Raw genomic sequence first — 12,552 nt, 5'->3', positions numbered from 1 at the left:
AAATCTTTAAGATTTAGCCCAAATTAACCCAGCCTAAAAATCTTAAGATTTGCGGGGCCTGATTTGGCGGGTTCTCCCAGAACAGAGGTGCTACACTATCAAGTCAAATTGACCATTTTTTTCGCCACACTGTCCCCCTCCGGCATTCACTCTGCATTCTCTGCCCGATCCTCACTTGCGAGCGTCCGATTCCTTGGATACTAATTTGCCTGAGTCTTTTTCCATGACCACGACTGTCCCCCCAGCATCATTATCCACCCTGCTGCAACCCTCCCCAGGCCCGGTTTTAGCCCTCAAGCAACTGGTGGCGCGCCTGCAACGGGAAAATAGCAAAATTCAAGAACTCTTAGCCTCCCTCAGTTTTGCGCTGCGTACCCTCAACAATCTCAACCAATTTTTTGAACTGATTCCCTTAATTACCTCGCGGGTCACAGAAGCCGATGCCACCGCCTTAGTCCTCTTTCGGGCTGATGGACAGGTGCGTCTCGAACAACTCCACTGCCATGCCAGTGATCAATGCCCGAATATTCGCTCAGCCCTGGAAACAGCGACCCGTACCCTCGCCAATGGCCTGGCCAATGTGGATCCGACCCATGCCCAAGACTCCCTGGAAAGCCAACTGGATGCCCAACTGGCCGCCCGGATCCCCCCAGGGATTAGATTTTTTGGCACCAGTATTCTCGTCAAGGATTCCCAACTCCGGGAACGGGGCCGGCTTTACATTTTTACCCAAGCTCCCACCTATGACTGGTCAGAAACCCGCCAACATCTGATGCAGGTGATTGCCGATCAAACCGCGATGGCCATTGCTAACGATGAACTGGCGGTCAAACTTCGAGAACGGCAACGCCTAGACCGAGAACTGGAAATTGGCGCGGAAATTCAAAAAAATCTCCTCCCCAGCCATTGCCCAGAGATTCGCGGCCTGGAATTAGCTGCGGCCTGTCGCACAGCCAGTTGGGTTGGCGGTGATTATTATGACTTTATTCCAATCACCTATGGCCAGGGAGACCACAACACCATAGCCCAGGGACGGTGGGGCATTGCCGTTGGGGATGTCATGGGTAAAGGAGTTCCAGCCGGCCTAATTATGACCATGACCCGGGGCATGTTGCGAGCGGAAGCCTTGAATGGCCATCGTCCCAGCCGGATTATGCAGCACTTAAATCGGGCCATGCAGCCGGATTTGGAAAACTCCCACCGCTTTGTCACCTTGTTTTATGCGGAATATAATCCCCAGACCCGCATCCTCTCCTACAGTAATGCCGCCCATTTACCTCCCCTCCTCTGGCAGGCCAGAACAGCATCCGTCCGCCGATTAGATACCTATGGGATGTTGATTGGTTTAGATGGGCGGGCCCAATACCAGGAAGTGGCGGTGCAATTGGAGCCGGGGGATCGAATTATTTTTTATACCGATGGGATTACCGAGGCTGAGAATCCGCAGCGGGAACGTTTTGAAGAGTTTCGCCTCCAAGCCGCCCTCCGCCAGGCCTGTCAGTTAGCACTCTCTCCCGATCGGGTTTTAGAACATATTTTTACAACAGTGAGCCAATTTACCGGCCCGGTCAAAGAGGAACAGGATGATATGACCCTGATTGTTTTATCCGTCACAGACTAGGCTGAACGCGCCCCAGGCCTGGGCCAACCCGTTTACCGCAAAGTCCTCTGGTCTGAGGAAGCATGGGTGCTTCAGAAAACGGCTGAGACAAAACCAGTAAGATTGAAGCAGGATCGTCTGGCAGTCCTCGGCATTAATCCACAGTGTTTTTCTTCATGGCTAAGGCGAGAGATATTGACCCATGAGACGGCGTATTTACCGGAAGGTTCAACCCCCGGCCCAAAACCTAGACTCTTTTATGGATGTGCTGACCAATACGGTTGGGGTGTTAATTTTTGTCTGTTTATTTGCCAGCTTAATGGCGGCCGAGGCCCCTGCTTTGATTCGGACTCCCTTGGCTCGCGAAAGTAAGAAAAGCATCAGTTTTGTCGAATGTCGGGAGAATCGGGCAACTCCTCTGGAGGCCAATAAAGTTGAAGTTGCGATGGAAAAGCAGGTGCGGTTGTTAAGTGCTACCTCCCTCGGCGATCCCCTCATGGTCTTTAGTCAACTGAATAACTTCGAGGTCAACACTCGCTATTACCAGGCCAGGCTCTCTGTTTTTGAGTATCAGGGGCAGCCGATTCTGCAAACCCGCTATCAACCCCTCGATCCCTTTGCTGGAGAGACCCCAGAGCGAGTTGGCCAGGCCAATTCCGTCTTTCGCCAAACCCTAAATCAACTCCGTCCCCAAACCGATGCCCTGTTATTTTTTGTCCGTCCCGATAGTTTTGATTGTTTTCGGGCCGCCCGGACTGTGGCCTGGCAACAGGGGTTTGATGTGGGCTGGGAGCCGTTAAACAATCAGCAACCGATTACCTTTGTCACAGGGGGAAATGGTCGCCGGCCCACGGTGCAATAAGTCCGTAACAGTTTTAATGCTCATGAGCCTAGACCCATGCCCCGCAAACCCAAGTCTGAACTTGACCTAGACCAATTAGCCCGGATTGAGCGGGGGGTTGTCGCCACTCCCTTGATTCAGTGGTATCCCGGGCATATTGCCAAAGCTGAAAAAGCCCTCCAGGAACAACTCAGCCGGGTAGATGTAGTCTTAGAAGTTCGGGATGCCCGGATCCCTTTAGCAAGTTTTCACCCCCAAATTCCGGCCTGGATTGGGACAAAACCACGGCTGCTGATTCTGAATCGTGTGGATATGATTAGCCCCTGGGAGCGGGAACAATGGCAGGCCTGGTTTCGGGCCCAAGGGGAGAGTCCCTATTGCGCCAATGGGCAAACTGGTGATGGGGTGATGGCCATTTTCAAAGCTGCCCAGGCCGCAGGGGTGACAATTAATGAACGGCGCAAACTCCGAGGCATGAATCCCCGGCCGGTACGAGCCGTGGTGTTAGGGTTTCCCAATGTCGGTAAGTCTGCCTTGATTAATCGCTTACTGAAACGAAAAATTGCTGCTAGTGCCGCCCGGCCTGGGGTGACTCGTCAACTCCGCTGGATCCGCATTTCCGATCAACTGGAACTGTTAGATGCCCCTGGGGTCTTGCCTGCAAACCTCAAAGATCAAAATGCCGCCATCAAGTTAGCCATTTGTGATGATATTGGCGAAGCGGCCTATGACAATCAACGGGTTGCAGCCGCTCTGGTGGACTTATTGCAGGACTTAAACCAGGCCCCCCGTTTGCTAAACCGCTATCAGGCCAGCCTCGGGGAACGTTCGGGGGAAGAATATATTGTTTATCTAGCTACCCAGCGTTTTCAAAAGGACAACGAACGGACTGGCCGCCAACTCCTCCAAGATTTTCGCCGCCTTGCCCTTGGCCCCATCTGCCTTGAGAGACCACCCAGCCCATAGCTGAAATCCCAGCTTAGAGGGGAGCGTTATTGCTGGCTGCGCTAGCCTGGGCCTGGCCAATACCCACAGTCACCTGTTGCCCAAACTGCTCTAAAACAATGGCCGGATTGGAGCCATAGGCTAAAATGCTGGTCACTCGTACCCCATTAGCTAAGGTATCTCCCACCCGGACAGTGCGGCTTACGACTTCACCAGGGGCCTGAATAATGGCCTGGGGAATCCCACCAACCACCGCCACACCAAATAACTGCACACCCTGGGCATCTTTAGGCGGAGGTAAGGGAGCCGCGGGAACTCGGCCTGGGGGCAGGGCCGAAGGGGGGAGGATTTCCGCCAGCCGCTGATTAATTTGGGATACAGGAACAAACTGAATCGGGGCCGGTAAGGGAGCATCTTGGGTATTCAATCCAGGGGGAGCGGCTGCCGGACTAACGCTACTAAAGGGATTGGGGCGACCTACATCCTTGGCCTGGGCAATAGTTTTCACCCGCATTTGGGGATTGGTTGGCGGGGTGAGATTTCCTAAAACTGAGGGGCCAACACCAGCTGCCGGGGGAGTTTCTGGGGCAGGGGGCGATGGAGTGGGTAAGGGGGGCGGACTAATTGCCGTTGATTCGGGTTCCCCTCCACCACCACAGCCCACTAAGTGGCTTGTCACCAGGCCCAGCACCAAGGCAGAGCTAATTTTTCTCAACATTTTCGTAATCCTCACACCCTAATTCCACACCAAACTTAATCGTGTCGGCCATCTATCCAGCCAATGGGATACTCAAGGCACACCTAACTTTACGCACTGGAAACTAGCCTATGCACAGTGACTAGTTAACAGTATTCCCAGATCATGATCAGATTACAATTTATGTCAGACCATTTCGGTTAATTGGCACAGGTGCAAAAAATTGGCACAGGCAATCATTGAGCCACGGAAACTGGCACAAGTTGTCTTGGCTTTGGAAAGGGATTGATGTTCACTAGGGGATGATAGAGTTTTAACTTAAGGTTAGGGGAATGGAAATGCTGCCATCATTGCGCTTCGGCATTCCTTTAGTGACAACAAGCCTGCTAACAATCTTCCTTGGCAGTCCAGCCGCCCAGGCCGTGGAAACCATTGCCGCTTTGCCTGATGGTAATTACCGCGTTTGTAGCCAACCCCCAACTGCATTACCGGCGGGCCAGCCCAGTGGCACCTGTTTTATCTTCACCAAACAAGGCAATAAAGTGATCGGAACCTACCGGGAAAATCCGACTGCTGCCGTTTCTTGGTGTTTAGCTGGAACTATAAATCAAAGCACAATTTCCGGGCTTGCTTCCACAACTGGAACATTACCCATAAACTACTTACTCAGTTCTCTCTCACCAACCTCTGAATATCGACAATTGGCTCCCTTCTTGAAGGTGGCCGAGGTGGAAGTTCGCAAATTTATTGTTAATCCCCAACAGGGCTATGCCCTCCAGCTTGTTCCCTATGGCATTAATGACAGTCGAAATCAGGCCATTGATCTCACCGGTGGAAAAGAGGGCGACAAGGATAAACAGCCCTTACTGGGTGAGATTCGCTACCGGAATGCCGTCTTAGATGTAGGCTCGTTTTATCTCTACAATGCGGGTTCGGAATTGCCCCCACGCACTTGCAATCCCCTCACCTAGGCCGGAACCCCTTAAGGTTATCCATAGAGGGTGTTGATAGTACCAGGCCGGAATGTTGAGAAGGAGTTCTTTCTAGGGTTTGAGTGACACTAAATCCCTCTAGGCTAAATTTTATAGACTTGCCCTAAGACTCAATGGGAGAAAGCTGCCAGCACTGCCCTAACCAAGCGGCTTGCTCTTGACGAGAGGTAGTCAGTTGGCGGATCACGCTCCAGATTTGAATGGCAACGGCTGGGGAGGGAATTTCTACCTGGAGGGGTTGATAGGGAGTACACCAACAGCGAATCCCCAAACCAGAAAGCCGATGGTAGATGGGCCAGCGATGATCCCAGCGAACCGCAATAATATGCCGAGTTGTTTCGGAGAAATCATGATGGGCGTGGGAGTGGGATTGCATGGGGCCGAATAATCCTCCAAAGATAAATTTGAAAAATCCAATCAATTCTAGAAAATGCTACTTTTTTGCAAAAACCTTAGACGATAGAGGTTCTCCCTAGGCTAAAACTACTTAATCCCTAATGAATAAGGCTAAGACCGGCTCCAGGATCACCCGAGGATAAGTCAACTGACCACCAATTTATTGATATTATATAGCAATAAAGACATCCAGCAAACTTAGAAATCTTCCCAATTACCTGTCCAGTCCTGAAAACTTCCTGGCAGAATGGACGACTAACCGCGGTTAATTGTGTTATCAATAAACTAAGGTTATTGCGATTGGCAAGGGTTTTCTGCTGGATTATCAATTTGGAAACTTTGATATCCTGTGCCCATAACCTACTTCTGGTTCCTTGCCCGGCGCAGTGAGATGCTGACTAACCTCTAACTTTAAATTTGAGAGACTGCCATGACAACTACGACTCAACCTCGCCAGGATTTTGGGGTCATTGCTGAAAATGTTGTGCTACTGGATCTGGCCTCTACCACTCCAGTCTGTGAAGGCATGAATCGGCTTTTGGCTAGTTTCCAGGCCTTGTATCTGCAATATCAAAAGCATCATTTTGTTGTTGAGGGAGCTGAATTCTATCAGTTGCATGAATTTTTCCAAGATTGCTACGAAGCTGTCCAGGGCCATGTCCATGATTTGGGTGAGCGACTCAATGGCCTGGGGGGAATTCCAGCGGCTAACTTTATGCAATTGGCAGAGTTATGCTGCTTTACTCCGGAACCCAGTCATGCCTTTAGCTGCCGGGAGATGATCAACCATGATTTATTGGCAGAACAATCCCTGCTCCAAATTCTGCGTCAACAGGCCGCCCAAGCCGAAACCTTGGGTGATCGAGCCACTGCCTATTTGTACGATCAGATTTTGCTCAAGACGGAAGAGCGGGCCTACCATTTGGCCCATTTCTTGGCCGCAGACAGTCTGAAAGCCTAGGATTGCTAGTGCATTGTGCAGGCGGCGAGTAATTGGGGAACTTGGCTGGGGGTGACATGGGTAAAACGACTTTTGCTCGGCATCACCACTAGGGCTGGTCCCCGTTTACATTCCCCAATACACCCGACTGCTTTGAGGGTAATTTGTCCTTCCAGGCCTTGGGCGGCAATTTCTTGGGTTAACTCGTCCCAGATTACGGTACCACCGCGGCGACAACAGTTAGATTTTTGACAAATTAAGATTTTTCTAGGTTGACTCACTCCCTTCTCCCCGGAGACTCCTGTCTCTAGAGAGAGGATTTTTTCTGGGGGTTGGGCAACAATTTGGCAATCGTGGGCTTTATAGCGAAATTGATTGTTTTCCGGTTTATATTCCCGTTCCCCGGAGACTTGGATAATGGCTTCCAGGCCTGGAGGCTGCTGGAGGGATTTGCGAGCTAGTTTGGTCAGTTTAATGCGATAAATTTCTTCATTGTGCTTAAGATATATCACCTTAGGATAGGGGCCCTTTTCTTCATCAAAGGCTGTCACCACACCTGTTAAGGAGAATGGCTGAATGCGGGGAAACTTGGTAGTTGCCATAATTATTAATAATTATTCTTAGTAAGCCTAGGCTAGCATATTTGTTATTGCAGATTTCACCCTGCGGGCTTCTCAGGGAGCCTCAGCTTAGAGAATCGAGCCATGTTAGGATGAGGGGATGCTTGATTGGGAAAACCCGGTGAAAGTCCGGTACTGTGCCGCAACTGTAAAGTCCAAATAACTTCAGACAGCAGGTTATTGGAGTAAGTCAGAATGCCAATCGGGAATAGAACATTACATTTTCATTTAGCCCTCTCTGCGGTTCACGGAGATTCGGTGTCAGATTTGCCCCAATTGACAAACTCTTTATCCCCCGTCTGCCCAGGCCTGTTTTATGGGGTAACAGCGGCCGATGGCTTACTGCTACGGATCCGCATTTCTGGGGGGCAACTGAGGCGTGAACAGGGACAGGGCCTGGTGGCGTTGGCCGAACACCTGGGAGTAGAAACCTTACAGATTACCAATCGGGCTAATATCCAACTGCGCAGACTCAAGGAGATTCCCAGGCCTGAGGTCTTAGAACGATTACAAGCACTGGGCTTGGCCGCCAAAAGTCCGGCTGTGGATGTCTTACGCAATGTCATGATTAGCCCCTTGGCGGGATTAACGGCCACTGAGTTGGTTGATTTTTCCCCCTGGCTGCGGGAGTTAGACCTATTTTTGACCCAGCACCCCGGCCTGGCCCAATTACCCGCTAAGTTTTCCATTGGTCTGGATGGGGGTGGCCCCTGTAGCATTGGGCAGCGATCCGAACACCCGGCCGAGCATCGCTATAACGAAATCCAGTTCACCGCCCTAGCCGTTGATCCAGAACTAGTCCCCGGCCTGTATCCTGGGATTTATTTACATTTAACCTTCGGAATTGACAAAGGCTGTCTGCCCACAGGAATTTTAGTCTCCCCTGACCAAGGCCTACCTCTGATCAAAGCACTGATCTGGGCTTACCTTGACTATTGCCAGGCCCCGGATCGTTCCCCAAAAATCCGTTTACGAGAAATTATAGCTGATTGGGGCTTAGAAACGTTCTTAACCCAGGCCAAGCGTTACCTCGACTTTCCCCTCATTCGCCACTCCAAAATTCCTCCCCCACCCACCCACCCTGGTCAAGCACACCTTGGGATTCACCCCCAGGCCGAGCCGGAGCAGGTCTATATCGGGATTGGCTTACCCCAAGGGCAAATTTCCTCAGCCCAGTTACGGGGCCTGGTGGATCTATCGGCGCGGTTCGGCTCTGGCGATCTGCGTTTAACCCCTTGGCAGACAATCTTATTGGTTAATATTGTCGCGGCCCAGATTCCGCTGGTGCTGAAGCAATTGGGCCAGTTGAATTTATCCCCCTTTCCCCCACCGCGGCAAGGAATTATCGCCTGTGCTGGAAAACCTGGCTGTGTCGCGGCCCACACCTCAACCCAAGCCCATGCCCAACTCTTAGGAGCCTATTTAGACACCTTGCCCTTGCCCCAACCCGTGAATATTCACCTGACCGCTTGCCCTAAGGCCTGTGCCCATCCCAGTCCGGCGGCGATGACCCTCCTAGGCATTGATGGGGGCCAAGGAAAAGAGGAAATCTATCGGTTTTATAGGGGGGATTTTCGGGATGACCAAGCCCCATTGATGGCCGAAGCTCCCTTAGTTGACCTCTTACCCCGAATTGCTGCCGCCTTGGGAGTCAAGGTTTTACCGTCTCATCCTGGCCGAATATGACCTACGACTATATCCATGATGGGAATGAGATTTATCGCCAGTCTTTTGCCACGATTCGGGCCGAGGCTAATTTAACAGGCCTGGATGCAGATTTAGCGACAGTGGCAGTCCGACTCATTCATGCCTGTGGAATGCCGGATATTGTTGGGGACTTGGAAGCCTCCCCAGGGGCCGTCACAATTGGTCGCCAAGCCTTACAACAGGGGGCCGTCATTCTCTGTGATGCCCAAATGGTGGCTGGGGGGGTGACACGCAAACGACTCCCTGCGGATAATTTGGTCTTGTGTACGTTGAATGCCCCAGAAGTCCCCGGCCTGGCGGTGAACATTGGCAATACCCGTTCCGCCGCAGCCATTGAGTTATGGCGACCCTACTTAGCCAACTCTGTGGTAGCCATTGGGAACGCGCCAACGGCTTTGTTTTATCTGTTGGAATTACTAGATCAGGGTCTAAGGCCACCTGCCCTTATTTTGGGGTTTCCAGTCGGATTTGTCGGGGCAGCGGAATCTAAACAGGCCTTGACCACCCATCCCCAGCAAATTCCCTTTATCACGGTGCATGGCCGGCGGGGGGGAAGTGCCATGGCCGCCGCTGCGATTAACGCCTTGGCCCAGGAGCAGGAATGATGAGTGCAACAGAAACCAAACTCGGTAAGCTCTATGGCCTGGGAATCGGGCCTGGGGATCCGGAGTTACTGACCCTCAAGGCCCATCGAATCCTCACGACAGTGCCGGTGATTGCCTACCCCTGCATGGAAAATGGCAAAGTTTTGGCCCGGGCAATTGTGGCGGACTACATTCAAGCCCACCAGATTGAAATTCCGATGCCGTTACCGTTCAGTGTAGAGCGGTCTTCCCAACCCTATTACGACTTAGCCGCGGCTAAAATTATCTCCCATCTCCAGATCGGGCAGGATGTGGCGGTACTCTGTGAGGGGGAACCGATGCTCTATGGCAGTTTTATGTATCTGTTTCAGCGTTTAGCGGGGCAGTTTCCCACGGAAGTTGTGCCAGGCATCTCCTCAACCTTGGCCTGTGCCGATATGTTGGGTGTTCCCTTAACCTTTCGCGATGATGTCTTAACCATGATTCCGGCCACCCTGAAGATTGAGGATTTACGGATCAAATTGGCGGGGATTGATGCGGCGATTATTCTCAAACTGGGGCGACATTTTCCTAAGGTTTATCAAGTTTTAGCAGAGTTGGGCTTGTTGGAACGGGCCCACTACATTGAATATGCAACCCAACCGACTCAGCAGATTCGCCCGATTAGGGAAATTACTGCCGAAACAGTTCCCTACTGGTCTTTAATTGTCATTCCCAGCCGCGGCCTGGATCAAAACCCATAATCTTTTGCGGCTTGATTTACTGCCCTAGCCCAAAATCAGGAACAGCAGAGCACCACAGATCACTATGACTCGGCGGCATGGGTTAGAGTTGGGATTTGCTACGATTCTAGTACCGTCTTGGTTGAGGGGCTAACTCTCCCGATGTTTCAAAAAATTAGGCAGTTTATTAAGGATTCTGAACATTGGTATCTTTCTACCCCGGAACGGGCCCTCAATGCTTCCTACACTGCTGCCCTCAAAATCAGAGCAATTGAAAATGAGCACTTTGGCGGTCGTCCCATTAGTCGCCTTGCCCTCAGCGATGGATCAGAAGGAACCTATTTTCAAGCCGAGTTACAAAAACTCCTCAAAACAGTGCGGATGCGTCTGACGGAATTTAAGGCAACCCACCGGATCTTAGAAATTGATGCCCCAGCCTCGTCTGTCATATTCCAAGGCAACCTTAGCAACAGCCAGCCAGTTCAGAATCTTGACCGTGAAGCCAGCCCTGCCACCTATACGGTTACCGCCGAGGTCATCAATCCTGATGATGTGACGATTCCTGCCAAGCTCCGGTTTATTGATGCCACTCTGAACCGCTATAAACGGCTCCACGACTCGGAATTATCTGCCCTTGGTACCCCCTCCGTCAGTCGCCAAAATCCGGAGCAGAATGGTAGCGGCAAAAAAACAAGCAAGTCCACCGCGGCTAGAACAGATCCCGCCAACCTAGAACTGGGGTCTTTTTACGAGTCGGGCTACAGTAATGAAGATTTAACCGATGACTCAAAGCTGGATAGTGGTTTTATTCCCCGTTCAATTTTACGGACAGCGGATCGCTTTCGCCGGGAACTTGATCCAGGGGATAACAATGAAGAAGAAATTGTGCGGGACTTTCGGACATCCAAAGCTCGAACAAGAATTGCAATTCGCTTTATCTTACTTTTGATTATTATTCCTTTACTGACTCAACAGCTTTCAAAAATACTTGTGATTGGGCCAATTGTAAACCACTTTAAGGCAGTGGGAAAAATTGAAATGATCATCAATACCCAAATTCAAGAGCGAGTCTTAAATGAATTAGATCAGTTTGAAAATAAAATCCGCTTTCAAAGTCTGATTAGTCAAGTTCCTGTGCCGCCAACCGAACTTCAAGAACAGTTACGGGAAAAAGCAATCGAACTTTCTACGGAATATCAAAAGGAACTTATCGAACCTCTGAAAAATATTCTTTCCGATAGTTTGGGGGTTTCGGCATTTACGTTACTGCTGCTCTTGAATCGGCCTCAAATTGCTATTCTGAAAACCTTTATGGATGAAGTGGTTTATGGATTAAGTGACAGTGCAAAGGCCTTTATTATCATTCTGTTTACGGATGTATTTGTGGGTTTCCACTCACCCCACGGCTGGACAGTCATTGTTAATAATACTCTGGAGCACTTTGGCCTACCTCAAAACGAGGACTTTATTGATATGTTTATTGCCACGTTCCCAGTGATGTTGGATACAGTCTTTAAGTATTGGATTTTCCGCTATCTCAATCAGATTTCACCTTCGGCCGTGGCAACCTATAAGAATATGAATGAGTAAGAGCAGAAGTTATTCTTCTAAGTAATCAACCTTAAATTTATATTGATGTAAAAATTATAAAATCGTAACCTCAATGTGGCTTGTCTAGGAACTCACCCAGTCGAGCTTTCACATTAATGTAACAACCACATTGAGGACAATTCATCTCATCGGCTGACATTTCAACAGAAATTTCAAGACTACATTTGGGACAGTTGATCATAGCCTGAGGGTATGCAAACCCAGTAATGGTCGAATGGTAGGATAGCTTTTTCGATGAGATTTTCAAGCCAGCTATAGTTTCTAATAAGCATTTCAGAGAACTAACCTGAGCCTCTAAGACATTTTTGATCATGCTCCAGGGTATTGGTTGATAATTTTTGAGCAAACAAGCAATTACTTCTGTTAGGATTAACTCCCTCACTTGAGTGACAATAACCTTAAGTTCTTTGACTAGCTCTGCGTCATACTGTTCCAGATAGGCAAATATTGCACATAGCATATTCAGACTAATCAAACGAAGAATAACTCCATTTATTTCTCCCTGCGTTAACTGATGTTGAGCATAATCAACCGATTCTTTGAGTTGCATGACATAGGGAAGAATTTGGATTGAATTTTCTTTTGATATTTTTAACAAAAATTCGATCTTCTCGATTCTTGACCGAAGAATTAGTAATTGACTAACTATACTCTCTGAACTTTGTGGGGCCTTTTGAAAGTCAAGATTACTTTTAATCACATCAATAACTGCTTTTGAGCGATTGATTATATTAAGAAAATCCGAACTATCCAGGCCCACTAGCTTAGGATTATGCCCACTGAGGTCGCCACCAAAGGTTTCATCTACTAAATCAACCACTTGAGCAAAATGCTGTAATCTTACTAAGAATGAGTTATCCATCTCTACCTTCCCACAACTACTCTGATTTTTACAAT

13 protein-coding genes are annotated in these 12,552 nt (G+C 49.6%); 9 read left to right on the top strand and 4 right to left on the bottom strand.

Going from position 1 to position 12,552, the window contains the following annotated elements:
* Positions 1–223: 223 nt before the first annotated feature.
* From RIF25_RS10240 to ylqF, 3 genes are all read left to right on the top strand, one after another.
* A complete protein-coding gene (locus RIF25_RS10240) occupies positions 224–1,621 on the top strand; it encodes a PP2C family protein-serine/threonine phosphatase (RefSeq protein ID WP_322878440.1) in 1,398 nt (465 codons plus the stop codon).
* 181 nt (positions 1,622–1,802) lie between these two features.
* Entirely contained in the window at positions 1,803–2,462 is a 660-nt protein-coding gene (locus tag RIF25_RS10235) for a hypothetical protein (RefSeq protein WP_322878439.1), read from the top strand.
* 36 nt (positions 2,463–2,498) lie between these two features.
* Positions 2,499–3,407 carry a ribosome biogenesis GTPase YlqF gene (gene ylqF, locus RIF25_RS10230; RefSeq protein ID WP_322878438.1) on the top strand — a complete coding sequence of 303 codons (909 nt, stop codon included), beginning with the start codon at positions 2,499–2,501 and terminating at the stop codon, positions 3,405–3,407.
* A gap of 13 nt (positions 3,408–3,420) precedes the next feature.
* Here the strand turns inward: ylqF and RIF25_RS10225 are convergent, their stop codons facing one another.
* A complete protein-coding gene (locus RIF25_RS10225) occupies positions 3,421–4,104 on the bottom strand; it encodes a hypothetical protein (RefSeq protein ID WP_322878437.1) in 684 nt (227 codons plus the stop codon).
* 317 nt (positions 4,105–4,421) lie between these two features.
* Between RIF25_RS10225 and RIF25_RS10220 the strand changes: the two genes are divergently transcribed.
* Complete coding sequence (locus RIF25_RS10220) at positions 4,422–5,054, top strand: hypothetical protein (protein ID WP_322878436.1); 633 nt, start codon at positions 4,422–4,424, stop codon at positions 5,052–5,054.
* 124 nt (positions 5,055–5,178) lie between these two features.
* Here the strand turns inward: RIF25_RS10220 and RIF25_RS10215 are convergent, their stop codons facing one another.
* Positions 5,179–5,451 (bottom strand): Asr1405/Asl0597 family protein, encoded by a 273-nt coding sequence (locus RIF25_RS10215; protein WP_322878435.1) that lies wholly within the window; start codon positions 5,449–5,451, stop codon positions 5,179–5,181.
* 450 nt (positions 5,452–5,901) lie between these two features.
* Between RIF25_RS10215 and dpsA the strand changes: the two genes are divergently transcribed.
* The gene (gene dpsA / locus RIF25_RS10210; protein WP_322878434.1) at positions 5,902–6,432 is read left to right on the top strand and encodes a DNA starvation/stress protection protein DpsA; all 531 of its coding nucleotides are present in this window, start codon (positions 5,902–5,904) and stop codon (positions 6,430–6,432) included.
* A gap of 5 nt (positions 6,433–6,437) precedes the next feature.
* Here the strand turns inward: dpsA and RIF25_RS10205 are convergent, their stop codons facing one another.
* Complete coding sequence (locus RIF25_RS10205; RefSeq protein WP_322878433.1) at positions 6,438–7,013, bottom strand: (2Fe-2S) ferredoxin domain-containing protein; 576 nt, start codon at positions 7,011–7,013, stop codon at positions 6,438–6,440.
* Between the two features lie 213 nt (positions 7,014–7,226).
* Here RIF25_RS10205 and cobG point away from each other — a divergent pair, with 213 nt between their 5' ends.
* The 4 genes from cobG to pxcA all read left to right on the top strand — a co-directional run bounded on the left by cobG (position 7,227) and on the right by pxcA (position 11,634).
* On the top strand, positions 7,227–8,717 hold the full coding sequence (gene cobG / locus RIF25_RS10200) for a precorrin-3B synthase (protein ID WP_322878432.1): 1,491 nt from the start codon (positions 7,227–7,229) through the stop codon (positions 8,715–8,717).
* The gene (locus tag RIF25_RS10195) at positions 8,714–9,343 is read left to right on the top strand and encodes a precorrin-8X methylmutase (RefSeq protein WP_322878431.1); all 630 of its coding nucleotides are present in this window, start codon (positions 8,714–8,716) and stop codon (positions 9,341–9,343) included. The genes cobG and RIF25_RS10195 overlap by 4 nt, the downstream gene beginning before the upstream one ends.
* Positions 9,340–10,065: a precorrin-2 C(20)-methyltransferase gene (gene cobI / locus RIF25_RS10190; RefSeq protein WP_407682387.1), complete on the top strand. Its 726-nt coding sequence runs from the start codon at positions 9,340–9,342 to the stop codon at positions 10,063–10,065. The genes RIF25_RS10195 and cobI overlap by 4 nt, the downstream gene beginning before the upstream one ends.
* 141 nt (positions 10,066–10,206) lie before the next feature.
* Positions 10,207–11,634 carry a proton extrusion protein PcxA gene (pxcA, locus tag RIF25_RS10185; RefSeq protein WP_322878429.1) on the top strand — a complete coding sequence of 476 codons (1,428 nt, stop codon included), beginning with the start codon at positions 10,207–10,209 and terminating at the stop codon, positions 11,632–11,634.
* 70 nt (positions 11,635–11,704) lie between these two features.
* Here the strand turns inward: pxcA and RIF25_RS10180 are convergent, their stop codons facing one another.
* The gene (locus tag RIF25_RS10180) at positions 11,705–12,517 is read right to left on the bottom strand and encodes a hypothetical protein (RefSeq protein WP_322878428.1); all 813 of its coding nucleotides are present in this window, start codon (positions 12,515–12,517) and stop codon (positions 11,705–11,707) included.
* Between the last annotated feature and the right edge of the window lie 35 nt (positions 12,518–12,552).

It is taken from the genome of Pseudocalidococcus azoricus BACA0444 (assembly GCF_031729055.1).
GTDB classification, from domain to species: Bacteria; Cyanobacteriota; Cyanobacteriia; order Thermosynechococcales; family Thermosynechococcaceae; genus Pseudocalidococcus; species Pseudocalidococcus azoricus.
The sequence above is the reverse complement of the archived record's forward strand: the minus strand, read 5'-3'. Positions and strand labels throughout refer to the sequence as shown.